A 17,171-nucleotide genomic window follows, 5' to 3' on the forward strand; every position below is an offset into this window, starting at 1 on the left:
TGAACTCTTCATCTACTTTCTTAATTGTTAATAGGTGACAATAATTCCTCATGTCCGGCTCTTCCTTTATTCTGAAAGGTCCTTAATTTTAAATATCAAACTCCTTTTAGCGATAGACTAATCAATGAAATGCACAGTTCTTTATGAACTTTTGCGAATCTATATGTATTTGTTAATATCGCCGCAAATTTCGTTATTTTTTTAATTCTTTCAGCATGAAAGAGGATTAACTAAACATGAATAAAATGTTACAAAACTATTTCAGACGGAATGCTTGTGTGTTTTATGGTCACATGGTTTTTCTATCTGATACTTATATATACAATTAGCAGGGAAAAACTACCTAGTGAAAACTCTTTTTTTTTGGAATTATATAATATTTATATTTGGCAGATCGGTTAAGGAAGGATTTCCGCTTTTATTTTAGTAATATATGATAGTTGATCCAATGCTTCTTGTGCTCCTTTGGAACGTTTAAAAGAAAAGTTGTATATGCGATTTTCCAGAAAACGTATATCCATTTTTATATTTACATTATATGTTTTTTCAATACAACGAAGAATCTCGGAAATACTGACATTTGTTAATGAGATCAGGCCAAATCTCCACGAAGTTAAAGCATTCGCATCTACTTCATTTATTTCTACGGATTTGTTCGTTTTTGAGTATAGTGCCTGCTGTCCCGGGCGAAGTATTGCTAACTTTTCTCCATCTCTGTTGTCTAACTGGATGGAGCCATTCATTAGAATGGTCTCAAAAGTATTATCCTCTTCGCGGGAGAATACGCTGAACGATGTTCCTAAAACTTTTATTTCGTTTTCTCCTGCTTTGACGATAAACGGATGATCCGGATCTTTTGTTACTTCAAAGAACGCTTCACCTGTAAGATGTACTTCTCTGGTTGATCCTTCAAAAGTGGTAGGACATGTTAAGGTAGAATTGCTTCCTAACCAAACGACGGTTCCATCAGCCAGAAAAAAGGTTTTTATGGAGTTATCGTTTGAATGGTTCGTGTAGACACGAACCAGACTGGTTCTTTTTGCTGAAGGGTTTTTAATCAGAAAAGGAAGTGAAACTGCTAATAATAAAATTGCAGCGGCAACCCCGGTAGAGTATTTTAAAATAGTAAAAAGCTTTTTTTCTTTGGTTGAGGATGCAATTTTATTAATACGTTGGTTTAATAGCTTTAAAGAATAATCTGTGTTATATTCTGTTTTGTTTAATACATGCTTTGAATTCCAAACTGCTTTTATATCAAAAAATGCAGCTTGGTTTTCTGGTGAAGTTTTTATCCATTCCAGGATTGCTTTTTGCTCGTTATCCGTAGCTAAACCAGATAAATACCTATATATAGTTGTTTCGTCCATTCCGATTCTAAATCCAATTCATAATAAATACAATTGTCATAGTAAAAACACCTATTAGAAAATTATTTTTTTATTTTTTTGATACAATATAAAGTAGCAGTAGAAGGATTTGGCTTATTTTATATTGTATAAGCTTTTCCCGTAACTGCTTGAGTGCCGAATATATATGGTTTTCAACCGTGCTTAAGGAAATGCCGAGCATCTGACTGATTTCTTTACTGGGCATATCTTGCAGATAACTTAAAGAAAATACTTCCTTACATTTGCTAGGTAAACTTTCTATTGCAGTATGGATATCTGAATGTAGTTCTTTATTATATAATTTCCGTATCACATCATTAGCGTCCGGATCATAATAGTTATATCCTATCATTTCGATTTCTTTTTCATGGATAGAGCAATAATTACCGGAGCGGCTTTTCTTCTTTAATATATTTAATGCGGAATTGTAGACAGAACGTAGTAAATAACCACGGATGGACAATGTATTATCAAGTCCGTCTTTATGTAACCAAATGTTGATGAACACATCCTGTACTAAATCTTCGGCTTCGTCTTCACCTACTAATAGAATTGCGTAAGAACGTAGAGAAACATAATGCAACTTGTATAGTTCATTAAAAGCTTGTTGGTCGCTATTTTTGATTCTTTCAACTAATGATAATACATCCGTCATCTTCGTTCGTACGATTCATTATTTTGCAAATATATTATTTTGGGGCGGACAAACCAATATTTTGCATTTAATGAATGGCTTAACGTTTACGTGCTGCGGCTTCTTTTGCTTTTAAAGCTTCTTTACGTGCTTTTTCTTTCGCTTTTAATTTCTTCTTATATTCACGTTCTTTTTCTTTGCGTTCTTTCTCTTTCTGTTTCAGACGCTCTTTGTATGCGCGTTCTTTTTCTTTGCGCAATTCTTCACGTGCTTTCAGTTTCGCTTTTTTGTCCGCTTCGGCTTGTTTCGCCTTTTCTTTCCGGTCACGTTCCAACTGTTTTTCTTGCTCGGCTTTTGCTTTCAGTAAAGCTTCTTCTTCGGCCTTTTGTTTTTTCAGAAGTTCTTCACGTTCCTTTTCTTTTTGGGCCTGAAGTTCTTTCTGAGCCTTTTGCTCTTCTTCAAAAGCTTTGCGTGCTTCTTCTTTCCGCTGTTCTTCTTCGGCAGCCTCGCGCTTACGTATTTCTTCTATATCTTTCAATGTCAATCCATGATCTTCGGCAGGTGCTTGTATAATGGAAACAGAGTCTTTTTGCTCTTTGTCATCCGAAACAGTAACTTCTGTCACAGGCATAACCGTATCTTTTACTTCCGTTACAGGTTGTTGCAACACCGGTTGTTTTTCTGTTTGTATGTATTGCTTTGCTGTATCGGCCGGCTGTATTGTTTCTACAGGTTGTTCGTTTGTTATAGGTTCTTCTTTTTCTTCCTCAGGCTTGCTTTGTTCTTCTTCGGCAGCCTCGATGCGGGCTTTCCAGCGGGCTACTAATTCCGGAGCTTTATCTCCAAAGTTTTCTTCAAAGAAAGAGACATATTCGTCCAGTGTTTTACCACGCATTAATGTTTCGTAATTGTCGTCCGAGATAGGCAATATGGCTACTTCCTTATTCAGGGCGTTGCCATAACCGTCTTTGCCGTATATCATTTTATAATACTGAAGAATTTCATCGAAATTGATGAAGCCGCGAATCATTAACATGCTGATAGGGCCAGTTTCTTCTATATTCAAGTCAAATTCTTTTACCATGAAGTTGGCAAAGTTGTAGGCTGCAACGGCAAATAATAATTGATTCTTATCCAATGATCCTGTAGGATACACTAACAGCATCCGGTATGGAGTCATTGTTTCGTTAGTGAAAGTACGTGCGGAATCTGTTGCAGATAATGTTCCGTCGTCGCCAACGCCGAAACGTAAGTTCCACGTCATACCTTTTATTCCGCCTTGAACCATAGTACGGCCACGCAATACGCCTTTCAGCATTTCTCCTGCCAGCTCCGTAACGTCTGCATCCGGGTATTTTTCTACTAAAGCCCTTAACGCATGTTTAAATCCTTCCGCATCACCGGCCTGTACGTATGATAAAGCGTCTAAGAACATGAATTTAGGCATCAGGTTTGCCAAAGGATATTTCTGAGACATTTTCTCATAATTTTTACGCACGGTTATAGTGTCTTCGGCCAGATACCTGTTGTATGTGTACTGATAAATAGAATCTTGTACCGTATCCATCATGCGAATGTTGTATTCGTAGTTAGGATCGGCAATAGCTATGGCATAGTCGCTTTTCGGGAACTTTGCAATCAATTTCGATTTATATTCTGCCGCTAAAGTGCTGTTGTTTGCCCGGAGAGCCATCAGGTAAATTTGATAATAACTTTCCAGGCTATGGTCGTTTTGGGGGAAACGGCGTTCTAATTCTTCAAAGGCTTTTACCGATAGAGGTATATTTTCCAATTTATCTTTATAGATCATAGCCATATTGTATAAGCCGTCTGCAATAATCAGATTAGAAGCATCTACGTCTTCTTGTGTAAACGGGAGCTGTTGAAGATAAAATTCCCGCGTTTTCGGGTCATCCGATGCAACAACCGGTTCCCCGGCTTCTTCCGGATTAAGCGGCGTACCGTCAGGCCCTGTCAATTGGGTAGAATCGTTTGGATTGGTTGTATTTTCTTCATTCATGTTTTCATTGAAAGTGGAAAGAGCCTTTTTTCGTCTTCTCCAGTCATCTTCCAATGTTCTTCGTCCCCATTTTCTCTGGAATTGGGTCTTTCCCTGGGCAACCGTTTGAGGATTATAGAAATAAAATGCCGAACCACCTGCTGTTGTAGGTAAAACAATCCCTCCGGTTTCTGTTCCCGGCCGGTCTATGCCTGTGCCTTTTGATTGTTGTTCTGCCAGATAAGCTTCTTTTTCTGCAAGAGCTTTTGCCTCCTCTTCCTCTTTTTTGACCTTTTCTATTATTTTATCGATAACAGCGAAACGTTCTGTCTCCGGCATTTTGGCTAGTGCTTGCAGACTGTCCTGTAAATGTACGGCTTCTATATGTACAACCAGTTCGTCTAATACTGCCGATAGTTTGGCTACACGGGGATAATCTTTGTATTCTTTCTGTATACCGGCCATGGCACCGCTAAAACAAGGCTGGGCTTTAACGTAATCTTGTTGTTTAAAGTAGATATCTCCCAGTTTTATCTGGCAAATAGCCTTGTCAATACCGTTCAGGGTACTTTTGTCAATACCTTGTTGATAATTGATGATAGCGTTAGTTGTGTCTTCACGGCTTAGATATACATTGCCAAGTGCATAATAAACCTGATCCAGATAGTCTTTGTTTTTCTGGCTTTTTGCCATGCGTTGCAGCATCTTTATCACCTTCAGGTAATTGTTGCCTGTAAAAACTTCTGTCTGCCGGATACGTGCTGCAAACTCCAATTCATACGGAGGATTGGCCTTAATTACACTGCCGAAGGCATTGTAGGCAAGGCCATCCAGGGACTGGTTGGCATATAATTGTCCCAGCAGATATTTCATACGTGTCTTTTGCCGGCGGTTCTTTTCGGCTTTTATTGCTGTTTTAAGGTAAGGAATGGCATCTTCATACTGATTATTCTTGATGAGATAGTCTGCATAAACAGCAGCGTATCTGTTTAGTTCTTTCTTGGGAATACCGTTTGCATTCAGTTTTCCCAAAATATCTTCCGATTCGTAAAACCAACCCATTTCCGAATAGCAACGTGCCTGCCATAGGCGTGCTTCGGCAACAACCTCTTCGTCCTGAGCGTAATGACGGACAATGTATGAGAAAGTGGCGGACGCCTGCAAAAAGTCTGCATTATAGAATTGGGCTTGTCCCATCATCAGCCAACATTTCTTGAGGAACGGATTATATTCTTCTTGCTCTTGCCATGCCCTTTGTTTAGGGTTGTTTCTCCATCCCGGTTTCTTGGGCGGTTTGGCTTTGATAGAATGAAGCTTTATGCCCTTGTTACTCTTTTCGATAGCCCGGTCGAAAGGGCCTCCTGTTGTTTGTTTATCTTTGGGTTGGGCGCTGATAGGGTACATAAGAATCATCTCCGAATAATTCTCCTTGTAACCATCTTGCAGGGCTTTTAAGGCTTCGTCGAAGGAGGTTTTGCCGTTAAAGTAGATGTTGTATCGTGTGTTGAGGGAATGGTAAAAACGGTTTGCTCTGGTATTCTTTTTTGTACTGCAAGACCAGAGTATGGATATAAGCAACGGTATTATTATATAGTAGAAACCTTTCTTCACGTATCAGCCTGCGCTTCTTATTCTATTATTAAACTCTGTTATTCTTTATTTATTGTCTGTGCAGGAAGAATAAAATGCCTTTTGTAATTAAAAACAATACAACCAATACCAGGATAATGAATGCGCCCGACGGAACATTCAGGAAATAAGATAATATCAGGCCTGCCACACATCCCGTAAAGCCTACCAGAATACTTCCCCAAATTATCTTTTTAAAATCCGAAGTTATCAGATTTACTGTTATCTGAGGCAAAGTAAGCAGGCTCATTAATAACATGATTCCAACCAGACGGATGGAGAGGACAATCGTTACGGCGATAAAAAACATCATGGTATATTCTATTGTTTTTACCGGCAGACGCTGCGTTATGGCAAAGTCGTTGTCAAATGCCACATACATGATCTCATGGAAAAATAGCAGGAACACAATCACCAGCATAACTGCCAGGATAGTTATTAAAATGATGTCGGTCATCGAAATCGTTAGTATGTTTCCAAAAAGATAGGCCGACAGGTTGGGAGCATATCCCGGTGTAAGGAAAATGAAGATAACCCCTAGTGCCATTCCTAAAGACCATATGCCGGCAATGGCCGAATCTTCGCGTACGTTTTGTGTTTTGCTCACCCATTCTACACCAAATGCTGAAAGTATGGAAAATACCATTGCCATAAGGATCGGATTCATACCCAGGTAAAAACCTAGTCCGAGTCCTCCGAATGAGGCATGCGTAATACCTCCGCTTATAAATACCAGACGGCGTGATACGATATAAGTGCCTACAATGCCGCAAACTATAGCTGTCAGTAAACTGCCTGTAAGAGCGTTTTGAAAAAAGGTGTATTGAAATAATTCCATTGTCAGTCCTCCGGTTAGTGGGTTCTTCTTTCTCCCACAATTAAGAATGCTTCGTCTTTCAAAGCATCCGGCAGTTGGACGCCTCTCAATTGCAAGCTCCGTAGCCAGCCTGCCACTTCAATCTCCTGCAGGGTGTATAGTATTTCCCGGAATTCATTAACTGCTTCATCACTGTATTCATCCGGTTCTGTTCCGATATATTGATCCAATTCTTCGTCGTCGTAATAATCTATTTTTTTGCTTACCGCCGCCAACAGACTGTCGCGTTCGCATGTTTCATGTTGCCCGCAACATACTTCCGGTATTTCCTGGGGCTCCGGTATTTCGGTAATTTCACCCCGTTCGAGCATTCTTTGTAGTTTCTTATTCCTGAAATAGCTGGCAATGGCCGCTATGGTTCCAAGAAATACTACGCTGATGAATATAATTAAGTACCACATGTTTCGTTCAATCTTAATCTTCGGTAATTCTAAATCCTGCCTGTTCCAAATCTTTCCAGTACAAAGGATAACTCTTGCTTACTACCTCCGGATTAGCTATACAAACAGGTCGAAGCAGCGCTACCGGTGCAAAAGCCATCGCCATACGGTGATCTTCGTATGTTGCTATGACCGGGTTACTTTCGGGTTCGCATCTTTCTCCGTTCCATTCAAGTATACTGTTATTGCTGTCCGTAAGTACGTAGCCTAGTTTTTTTAATTCCACCTTCAGGGCTTCTATCCGGTCTGTCTCTTTTATTTTCAGAGATTGCAATCCGGTGAAACGGAAAGGTATATTAAGGAACACACAGGTTACTACAAAAGTTTGTGCCAGATCGGGTTCATTTATGAAATCATGTACCAGTTTCTTACAAACGTTTCCGTTGTGGCGTAAAAGAATGCCTTTGTTCATAAAAGTAGTTCCTACTCCCAGTTGTGCAAACAGTTTGGCTACGGCTGAATCGCCTTGCAGGCTGTTTTTGAATAATCCCAGCAGTTCTATTTCCGCATTCGGACAGAGTGCCATGATCTCGTACCAGTATGAAGCAGCGCTCCAATCGGATTCGACAGTAAAGTGTACCGGTTTGTATTCTTGCGGAAGTACTTTTATTGTCTGCCCGTTCCAATCGGCTTTTACACCGAATTGTTCCATTAATTTAAGGGTAAGGTTTATATAGGGACGCGAAATGATATTACCTTCCAGATGCAATACCAAACCGTTTTCCATCAAAGGTGCTATCATCAGCAAGGCCGATATATATTGCGAACTTACTCCGCCGGCTAATGAGATTTCGCCGCCTTGCAGTGCACTTCCGAATATCCGCAAGGGTGGGTATCCCTCTTTTTCCATATATTCTATCCTTGCCCCTAAAGAATTTAGTGCGTCCACCAGTATTTTAATGGGGCGGTTTTTCATCCGTTCCGTCCCTGTGATTGTCCACTCGCCAACAACCTTTGAGAGAAAAGCCGTGAGGAAGCGCATAGCTGTCCCGGCAGCTTTGATGTCAAAGTTGCTCTCATTGGAGTTAAGCGCCTTTATCATCACTTCCGTATCATCGCAGTCGGAAAGATTTTGTATATCGTATGGGCTATAGCTTAAAGCATTCAGAATCAAAGCTCTGTTGCTGATGCTTTTAGAAGCGGGAAGCTGTATGGAGGATTGAAGTCTGACCTCCGGTGCTTTAATCTGGTAATTCATTTTATTTCCTCATTAATCAAGATACAAAAATACGGAATTAAATTGATATATGATTTGCCGGCCGTATAGTATTTAGCTTATTCGTTGTTATACAACTACTTCTGATGTCTGTCAGCGAGCTCAGCTTTCTCTGGTATGAAAGAAGGTATAATTTAGTAAAAAGTACAGGTGGATTTATTCTTTTGTCATTGCTGAAAATTAATTTCTACCTGGCTGATAATTGATTTTTACCTTGGGCAAAATTAATTTTGACCTGGGTCAAAAGAATAAAAGTATAGTATCTTTGATATAAAAAGCCATGAGGTGAAATTTAGTCAATGCCATAGTAAGGAATACAGTAAATTAGTTTTTAAACTGACTGTTGTTGTTTTTGATTTGATATTTTGCTGTTTCCGATATGGGTAAGCAGATGAGATACTCTTTTTTCATAGCAATAATGAAATAGTCCATGTTTAAATCTACGCCGGAAATGTCTGTATATTTCCTGATAATTCCTTTTACGGTGAAGATTTCATCATCACAATAGAAGTTCAGATCCGGATAAAATGTACTGAAACAGGAATCGTACGACAATATTAATTGTTTATAATCTTCAACTCTGCAAACGTTCATAGTAATTTACTCCTTTTATCATATAACATCGGGCATAACAAAGAGTTTTGATAAACTTTTCTTTTAAAGCTTCCTGTTAATATTTACATTTTATGTAAGTTTGTCCCTTGGTTGTAACGATAATGTAATAGATGAATGGTTGTTGTTAAAGATTTTGAAATACTGAAGGGACAGGCTTTGGTTGCCACAATCGGTTTTTTTGACGGGGTTCACCGTGGACATCGTTTCCTGATAGAAGAAATGAAACAAGTGGCACGGTTGAAAGGCTTGCCTTCTGCCGTAGTTACTTTTGCCGATCATCCGAGAGCTGTGCTTCATTCAGATTACCAGCCGAAGCTTCTGAATTCTTTCGAAGAAAAACTGGAGCAGTTGGAGACTACCGGAGTTGATTATTGCATTGTGTTAGACTTTACAGTTGAACTTTCGCGCCTGTCGGCTTCCGAATTTATTCACAAAGTACTTGCCCGCCGATTGCATGTCAATACATTGTTGATAGGTTACGATCATCGTTTCGGACACGATCGTACGGATGGATTCGGACAATATGTTATTTATGGTAAGGAATGCGGTATAGAAGTTATTCAGGCTACGGTTTACGATGCCGGCCGTACGGCGGTTAGTTCGTCGGAAATACGGCATTTGATAGAACAGGGCAATGTAGAAGATGCAGCTTATTTGCTCACTTATCCCTATCAGATAAAAGGGCATATTGTGAGTGGCTATAAGGTAGGCCGTACTTTAGGGTTTCCCACAGCCAATATAGAGTCGGACGAACCGTTTAAGGTACTGCCTGGCATTGGCGTATATGCTGTTTATGTTTATCTGAAAGGTTTCCGTTATGAAGGTATGCTGTATATCGGTAGCCGTCCTACCTTGAATAATGGGACGAACATAACTCTTGAAGTAAACATTTTCGACTTCTCAGGCGATATATATAACGATGAGATAATTGTTTCTTTTATCCGGTTTGTACGCGGTGATGAGAAATTCGAATCTTTGGAAGCCTTAAAGGAGCAATTGGATGTAGACCGGGTAACGGTAAAGCAGTTATTAATGGATGAAAATGAGTAGCGGCATGTTTTACGATGCAATAGATACGTTAAAAGGAATGATTTCCCGTCCGTCTTTCAGCCGGGAAGAAACAGAGGTTGCCGATTTTCTGCAACAGAAATGGGCGAAAGATGGCGATAAAGTCTGCCGTAAGGGTAATAATTTATGGATCATCGGTAATAATTTCGATCCGGGTAACCCTACTGTATTGTTGAATTCCCATATAGATACGGTAAAGCCGGCTTCGGGCTGGACAAAAGATCCGTTCGTTCCCGAGGTGGACGACGAAGATAAACTGTATGGTTTAGGCAGCAACGATGCCGGGGCAAGTGTGGTGTCTTTGTATGCCGCTTTCCGTACGTTGTGCTGTAAAGAGCAACCGTATAATCTGATCTTTCTTGCATCTTGTGAAGAAGAAGTTTCCGGGAAAAACGGATTGGAAAGCGTATTGGCAGAACTTCCTCCCGTAGCTTTTGCTATTGTTGGCGAACCTACAGGTATGCAACCGGCGGTAGCCGAAAAGGGGTTGATGGTACTGGACTGTGTTAGTACAGGTAAGGCGGGACATGCGGCACGTAATGAAGGTGTTAATGCCATTACGCTTGCCATGAAAGATATTGGATGGTTCAATACATATCAGTTTCCCGAAAAGAGCGATTTCCTGGGTCCGGTAAAGATGAGCGTGACTATCATTCATGCCGGTACGCAACATAATGTAGTGCCCGACCGTTGTGAGTTTACGGTAGATGTACGGACAAACGAGTTTTATCCGAATGAAAAAGCTTATGAGTTAATAAAAGAGCAAGTGTCGTGCACGGTAAACGCCCGTAGTTTCCGTTTGAACTCTACATGTACGCCTTTAGATCATCCGTTTGTACAACGGGCGGTTATGATGGGAAAAGAACCGTTTGGCTCTCCCACACTGAGCGACCAGGCGTTGATGCCATTTCTTTCCGTTAAGATAGGGCCGGGCAATTCTGCCCGTTCGCATGCCGCAAACGAGTATATTGAATTGATGGAGATACGGGAAGCAATAGATACTTACGTCCGACTTTTGGATGGTCTGGCTTTATAGGTTACATAAGTCTGGCTGTTGTATAATCCCATTCATGCGGGCCCGACTGGGGTTTATATACCAGCGATTCCGCAGTTTGTGAAACAACGGTGTCAGATGGAACATCTTCTCTTATTGTACAACCGGCCCCTATAACCACATTGTCGCCAATCGTAACACCTGCCAGGATTGAGCAGTTGGCACCTATCCATACGTTGTTGCCAATGGTAATCCCTTTCTTATATCCGATCTTCCGGAAATCACGCTTGTGATGGTTTACGGTAGAAATAACCGTGTTAGGTGCAATTTCTACATTGTTCCCGATCTTAAGTCCACCGTGCGCATTAATATATACACCTTTGCAGTCTCCCGGATCGCAGCAGATTCCTTTTTCTATTTTTTGCCATTCAATGACCTGGCTGGTGAAATGCACAGGCCAGGGAACACTTCTGTTGATACCTACTATTTTCTGCATCAGGAAGAAGTGTATGAAGATGTGGGCATAAGACGTATAACCTTCCTGGCGTTCGAAACGCGGATATGCCCAATGGATAAGAATACGCAGAACCGGTTCGGAAATATTTTTGAGAAGTTGTTTCATAATCTGTATTTTTTTATCTGCTTTTTCATGTATATGTCAATCAGGATATAATGCAATGCACCGATGACGGAAGTTGCCAGTAATACATACTTAAATTCCAGACCTGCTCCTATTGCGAATATAGCTATCTGGCATATCACAAGAGAAACATTAAAGAACAAAAGCAGTTTTTGATGCCGTAATATATCTGCTATTGAGCTTATGGGTGAATAAAGCGCATTAAACAGAACAAAGATAGCAAAATAACGGATCATCTCTCCGGATTCTATCCACTTGGCTCCAAATAGGAATGAAAACAGTTGAGGTCCGAACAGGAAGAAGAATGCCAACAGGGGAAGTACGAAACATAATATCATCTTTTGAATACGAATTGTAAATGAGTATAATTCGTGCGGACGCCTCTGGTACATTTCGCTGGCCTCTTTTTTGTATACTTTGCCAATGGCGAGGGATAGCAGGTTTATTGGCAGCCGTATGATAGAATTGGCAAAAAAGTATAGTCCGGCTACTTCAAGCGGATAGAAAAATGTAATTAATAACGGAAGTCCCAGTAAAGCAAATGCATTGAATAAATTTCCGATGCTGGCATAAATGGCAAAGTCCCGGTATTCCCAGGCATATAGCTTCATCTTGATCCATGAAAGGGAGCGGAATAGACCTTGCTTGTTTTCGTCTGCGAGATAAAGGTAAATAAAATAGGCAACGGCAAAGATATACCCGGTGAATGTTCCCCAGATCAATCCTGCAGATATACCTACATAACCAAACAGAAGCTTTAGTATCGGTATGGATAGTCCTTGGGTGAGTTGTCCGGTTACCATCTTTTTATAAGCTCCCAGCCGGTTGTACCAACTCGTGAAGCCGTTTATCCATCCCATGATAAGGATTACAGGCGGTGCCATCCATAAAATGCTATAGTCCGAGACATTCAATATCTCTGAGAAATAGGGCTTGAATACATATAATATCAGGCAACTGAATATGCTTATCAGTATGGATGAAAGCAGAGAGAGGAAGAGCATTGTACGTGCTTCTCCCTGTTTGCGCGAGATGACAACAACATAATCGTAGTTGAGTGTGGCAATCACTCCTCCTATACCAATGACAGACATAAATACGGATAGTTCTCCGAATTCCGTTTTGGAATAAATACGTGCTAAAAATAATTGGATGATAACGGGAATGAGCTGAGCCAGACCTGTACCGGAGAACAAGAGTAATATATTACGGAAGACGGGGTTTTCTGTCCATCGTTGGATATTTTTCGGGAGCGGATTCATAAGCCGGGCTGTTTGTTAATCCAACCACGGAGCCGGATTGAGTTTTGTCTTTTCTTTCCAAAGCTGGAAATGAAGGATTGTTGTGTTTCCATCTTCCGTATCGGTGAAAATACGCCCGATGGCCTGGCGGGTAGAGACTCGGTCTCCGGCTTTCACATATACTTCACTAAGGTTACTGTAGACAGTCAGGTAGTTACCGTGGCGTATGATAATGGAATTGTTATATCCCGGTACTACAAATACGCGGGTTACTTCACCGTTGAAGACCGCACGGGCATCTGATCCCGGAGAGGTCTGGATATCTATTCCGCTATTGCTTGTACGGACATATTTCAGTTCCTGATGTTGTTGTTCGCCGAATGAAGCAACAATTGTATGTGAACCAGTTACCGGATAAGGCAGTCTGCCGCGATTATTGGCAAAATTATCGGATAGTTGCTTTTCCGCTTTCGTCATGGCATAGCCACCTTTTGTATCGGCAACACGTTCTTCGCGAATTGGTTCTGAAGAAGATTTTGAGCCAGGGGCGGCTTTCTCACGGGCACGACGTTCGCGTTCGGCTTTTTCACGGGCCGCTTTGGCTTCAGCTTCTGCACGCGCAATCTCGGCGGCAATTTGTCGTTCTATCTGACGGTTTAAAGCTTGTGCCTGACGTTGTTTTTTACGTAATTCTGCCTGTAGCTTCTTTTGTTTTTTATTTAGTTGCTGTATTTCTTCTTTCTGACTCGATTCTTCCGATACCAGCTTCTTGTTCTCATCTTCGCGGGTGCCTAGAAGGGTTAGTTTTGCAGATCGCGTTTTCTCTAACTCTACCTTTTTCTGGTTAATTACTTTTTGCTTGTCTATAATGTCGTTGGCCTGCCGTTTCTGCCAGTCGGCATATTCGCGTAAATATCGCATGCGGCGTAAAGATTGTGCAAAGTTATCGGCAGATAGTATGAATAAAAGTTTGTCTTGCGAGCTATGCCGTTTATATATGCTTTGTGCAGATTTGCTATAGTTGGCTCTTTTATTGCCTAATTCTCTTTCCAGTTGAGTTATTTCACGGTTCATTTTGTTCATTTGCCCGTTGATAGCGTCAATTTCCTGGTTTAAAATGCTGATTACTTTTTTACGGGAAAGTATCTGTTGTGACAGCAGGTTAAGACGATTCAGCGAGTTTTTGGCCGTCTGTTTTGTTTCATTCAACAGTTGGCTTGTCGTTTCAATTTCAGCCAGTGCTTCCTTACGCTGCTTTTCAAGTTGTCTGACCTTATCAGACTTTTGAGCATAAGCGGGAGCCAGAAGAATTAAAAATATGACAATCCAACAGTGCTTCATATCCGTTTAGTTACTGTTATTACTTATTGCTTTTATTATTTGTGCAAAGGTAATACGTTTATATTTTGCAGGGATGCTGAAATCCATACTTAGCGGCATATCTGTTTGTATACGGGAGAAATGGATTCTGATGTTTCCTTTGGAAAGATTATTCTCCAGTAATCGTATGTCCATGAGCATCGGGAACGGTTGGTCTCCGGCTAACCTGAAATCCTGATAATCCCATTGAAGCATGTATTTGTCGGATGGTTCACTGATGTGGGTGGCAAGAAGCTTTTCTTCTCCATCGGCAGTAAAAGTATAAAGCAGTCCCATGGAATCTTTTGTTTTGACTTCAGCCAGCCCATTTTCTTGTTTCAGCCTGAAATGATTGTATTGCTTCGGTGAAATAGCCTGCTGTCCAGGCAAAAACAAATGGTTTGTGAAAAGTGCTTGCAAATTGTAGAAATTAAAATCTATTGGAGTTTGCCCTTTCAAACCTGAATAGCTTTCCGTTACAAAACGTTTGTTTATGCGGTCAATGACTTTAATACTATCTATACTTAGTTCTATGCGAAAGACTTCAATACCAAGAAAAGGTTGTACGGATAATTGAAAAACGCTGTCTTTAATCATTTTCAGATCAACACGCGAACTCATATTCTTATCAGGCAGGTTAAGGTCTACATTCAGACGTGCCGAAAGTGTGTTGAAATTGAATTCCTGTTCTTGCATGGATGCAAAAAACTCATTGTACGCTTTGGTGCCGCTGCTTTCTACAGTTCCTACTTTCTTGGACGACTTACAACCGGCTAAAGAAAGTAGCATTATTATCCCTGCAAAAACAACTAATCCTCTAAACTTTTCCCATTTATTCATTTTGCATCTTTGTCTTCAATATAAATACCTTCGGCAATCTTACGGTCGAGTATCTTTGTTTTCTTTCCCATTTCTTTGGCTTTCTTCCATTGTTCAATGGCTTTTTCTTTATCACCGTTCATAAACAGGATGTCACCGTAATGATCTACCAGTTCCGCACTTTTTGTTTTATCTTTCTCAAGTGCACTCTCTATATATATTTTTGCCAATGTATAGTTGCCCTGCACAAAGAAAATCCAGGCGTATGTATCCAGATAAGTTGCATTATCCGGTTCCAGTTTTATACATAGAGCACTCATTCGTTCTGCTTTCTTCAGGTCTTTCTTTTCTAACGAAAGGAAATAGCTATAATTGTTTAATACAACAACATTGTTTTCATTGTATTTCAGTGCTTCGTCATACGCTTTATAAGCCTGGTCCATCTTCTTCATCTGATAATAGATATCACCTATTTGTCCGTAGAAATCAGATTTCAAAGGCAGGTTTTCTTTCGGGATAATATTCAGTCCGGTATAATAGGCATTTAGGGCCTCCTGGTATTTTCCTTGTTGATAATAGGCAATTCCCAGATAGAAATAATACTCGGGCGATTGGGGAAATAGTTCAATACACTTGTTGCATATACGCATTACTTCCGGAATATCTTCCGATTTTAATGCCAGATTAAGAAGTTGTTGCCAGGCTCCGGCATTATCCGGTTCCATTTCTGTTACCAGTTGGAATTGAAACTTAGCCTCTTCGTTTTTTCCTTGTGCCAGCAACAGGCCACCATACATCAACTTCAGATCTATATCTTCCGGATGTTGTTCCAGTAGCGTCTGGAATAGCTGGTTTGCACTTTCGGTTCCCTGCTTTGTTTGTTGTAGTTTGAGGATGTAGCGGGACAGGATATTGACTTTTGTTTCTACATCTAATTTTTCGTTGACAAGAGCTGTCCGTATTTGTTCTTCTGCGGCTGTTTTATTATCCGTTGCCTCATAATAATTAGCCATGGAGACGATATAATACGGATTCAACGGATCTACTTCGTGTGCCTTTTGGTAATAAGCCAGGGCTTTCTCCATTTCTTTCTTCTCCAGATGGAGGTCTCCCAATATGATCTGATAACGGGCTTCCATCGGATACTTATCAGCCAGTTTTTCTACTTCCCTGAATGCTTCGTCTTGCTTTTCCAGTTGATTATACAATTTATACTTCTGCATGGAAAGAGCTTCGTTCATACCAATAATCGATTCTAGCGAGTCGTATGCATCGATTGCTTTACCAATATCTCCGCTTTGGGTATAAGCATCGGCCAGGTAATAATATAATTCGGCCTTGTCGGGATATTCTTTTATTAGTTCTTCATACTCTTCGGCTGCTTCTCCGTACATGCCTAAGTTGCGGGTAACACTTGCCAGGGCAATTTTATAAGTGTAGTTGTCCGTACTGTTTGCTACAGCCCGTTTCAACATCTCTACAGCTTTATTAGGGCGGTCTAATTGTACATAGAAAGACGATAATTCGTAAAGAACCGGAGCTGCTGTCGAGTCAAGCTCCAAACAATGATAAAAAGCATCGTAGGCAGCATCAAATTTGCCGGCATTCTTTAAATTGAGCCCTTCGTAGAAGAAGTAATCAAATTTACGTCGGTCGGCATCACTTATCTTTACAGCTACAGAAGAACCAATATCTTTGGCATTCGTTGCCTTTACCGGAACGAAGCAGGTCATCAACAATAATAGTGCAATATATTTCAGAGATTTCAATGTCATAATTTTATTTGTTCACGAAAAGAGATACTCTCTTATTGTTTTCCGGTATGTCCGAAGCCTCCGGCACCACGTTCGGTATCGTCCAGTACTTCTACCGGTTTCCATTCTATATGGCTGTGGGCGGCAATAACCATCTGGCATATACGTTCTCCGTCGTTTATTTCGAATGGTTCATTCGACAGGTTTACTAAAATAATACCTATTTCTCCGCGATAATCGGCATCGATAGTTCCCGGTGCATTCAGTAAGGTAATGCCATGTTTGATAGCCAAACCGCTGCGTGGACGCATCTGTGCTTCATATCCTTCCGGCAACGAAATGTAAAGTCCGGTAGGGATTATTTTACGTTCCAACGGATTTAACACGACAGGTTCCGACAAGTTTGCACGAATATCCATACCTGCCGATAGCGGTGTTGCGTATGCCGGCAGCGGATGATGGGATTTATTAACTATTTTTACTTCCATGAGTTCTTAA

General features: G+C 40.6%; 15 protein-coding genes. 2 read left to right on the forward strand and 13 right to left on the reverse strand.

The window, feature by feature from the left end; all coding sequences use genetic code 11:
* Positions 1 to 398: 398 nt before the first annotated feature.
* The 7 genes from C4S38_RS07745 to C4S38_RS07775 form a co-directional block, all read right to left on the reverse strand.
* On the reverse strand, positions 399 to 1,367 hold the full coding sequence (locus C4S38_RS07745) for a FecR family protein (RefSeq protein ID WP_103983245.1): 969 nt from the start codon (positions 1,365 to 1,367) through the stop codon (positions 399 to 401).
* 70 nt (positions 1,368 to 1,437) lie between these two features.
* A complete protein-coding gene (locus C4S38_RS07750; RefSeq protein ID WP_103983246.1) occupies positions 1,438 to 2,043 on the reverse strand; it encodes an RNA polymerase sigma factor in 606 nt (201 codons plus the stop codon).
* 79 nt (positions 2,044 to 2,122) lie between these two features.
* The gene (porW, locus tag C4S38_RS07755; RefSeq protein WP_103983247.1) at positions 2,123 to 5,632 is read right to left on the reverse strand and encodes a type IX secretion system periplasmic lipoprotein PorW/SprE; all 3,510 of its coding nucleotides are present in this window, start codon (positions 5,630 to 5,632) and stop codon (positions 2,123 to 2,125) included.
* 49 nt (positions 5,633 to 5,681) lie between these two features.
* Positions 5,682 to 6,488, reverse strand: a complete 807-nt coding sequence (locus C4S38_RS07760; protein ID WP_103983248.1) for a metal ABC transporter permease — start codon at positions 6,486 to 6,488, stop codon at positions 5,682 to 5,684.
* A 14-nt stretch (positions 6,489 to 6,502) separates the two neighbouring features.
* A complete protein-coding gene (locus C4S38_RS07765) occupies positions 6,503 to 6,928 on the reverse strand; it encodes a phospholipase (protein ID WP_103983249.1) in 426 nt (141 codons plus the stop codon).
* Positions 6,929 to 6,941: 13 nt separating this feature from the next.
* Positions 6,942 to 8,165, reverse strand: a complete 1,224-nt coding sequence (aroA, locus tag C4S38_RS07770; RefSeq protein ID WP_103983250.1) for a 3-phosphoshikimate 1-carboxyvinyltransferase — start codon at positions 8,163 to 8,165, stop codon at positions 6,942 to 6,944.
* Between the two features lie 342 nt (positions 8,166 to 8,507).
* A complete protein-coding gene (locus tag C4S38_RS07775; RefSeq protein WP_103983251.1) occupies positions 8,508 to 8,777 on the reverse strand; it encodes a hypothetical protein in 270 nt (89 codons plus the stop codon).
* A 135-nt stretch (positions 8,778 to 8,912) separates the two neighbouring features.
* Between C4S38_RS07775 and ribF the strand changes: the two genes are divergently transcribed.
* Both ribF and C4S38_RS07785 read left to right on the forward strand, forming a co-directional pair.
* Entirely contained in the window at positions 8,913 to 9,848 is a 936-nt protein-coding gene (gene ribF, locus C4S38_RS07780) for a riboflavin biosynthesis protein RibF (RefSeq protein WP_103983252.1), read from the forward strand.
* Positions 9,849 to 9,852: 4 nt separating this feature from the next.
* A complete protein-coding gene (locus C4S38_RS07785) occupies positions 9,853 to 10,902 on the forward strand; it encodes a M20 family metallo-hydrolase (protein ID WP_103983358.1) in 1,050 nt (349 codons plus the stop codon).
* A 1-nt stretch (position 10,903) separates the two neighbouring features.
* On the opposite strand, the gene C4S38_RS07790 is transcribed toward C4S38_RS07785, so the two are convergent.
* Genes C4S38_RS07790 through dut form a run of 6 tightly spaced genes read right to left on the reverse strand, consistent with a single transcriptional unit; the run spans position 10,904 to position 17,161 of the window.
* On the reverse strand, positions 10,904 to 11,482 hold the full coding sequence (locus tag C4S38_RS07790) for an acyltransferase (protein ID WP_103983253.1): 579 nt from the start codon (positions 11,480 to 11,482) through the stop codon (positions 10,904 to 10,906).
* Positions 11,479 to 12,762 (reverse strand): lipopolysaccharide biosynthesis protein, encoded by a 1,284-nt coding sequence (locus C4S38_RS07795; protein ID WP_103983254.1) that lies wholly within the window; start codon positions 12,760 to 12,762, stop codon positions 11,479 to 11,481. Before C4S38_RS07795 ends, C4S38_RS07790 begins: the two co-directional genes overlap by 4 nt.
* Positions 12,763 to 12,777: 15 nt before the next feature.
* Positions 12,778 to 14,082, reverse strand: coding sequence for a murein hydrolase activator EnvC family protein (locus C4S38_RS07800; RefSeq protein WP_103983255.1), 1,305 nt, complete (start codon positions 14,080 to 14,082; stop codon positions 12,778 to 12,780).
* A 6-nt stretch (positions 14,083 to 14,088) separates the two neighbouring features.
* A complete protein-coding gene (locus C4S38_RS07805; protein WP_103983256.1) occupies positions 14,089 to 14,940 on the reverse strand; it encodes a DUF4292 domain-containing protein in 852 nt (283 codons plus the stop codon).
* Positions 14,937 to 16,694, reverse strand: a complete 1,758-nt coding sequence (locus C4S38_RS07810; protein ID WP_234999322.1) for a tetratricopeptide repeat protein — start codon at positions 16,692 to 16,694, stop codon at positions 14,937 to 14,939. The genes C4S38_RS07805 and C4S38_RS07810 overlap by 4 nt, the downstream gene beginning before the upstream one ends.
* Before the next feature lie 32 nt (positions 16,695 to 16,726).
* A complete protein-coding gene (gene dut / locus C4S38_RS07815; RefSeq protein ID WP_103983257.1) occupies positions 16,727 to 17,161 on the reverse strand; it encodes a dUTP diphosphatase in 435 nt (144 codons plus the stop codon).
* Positions 17,162 to 17,171: the final 10 nt, after the last annotated feature.

It is taken from the genome of Parabacteroides chinchillae (assembly GCF_900108035.1).
In the GTDB taxonomy this organism is placed as follows: Bacteria; Bacteroidota; Bacteroidia; order Bacteroidales; family Tannerellaceae; genus Parabacteroides; species Parabacteroides chinchillae.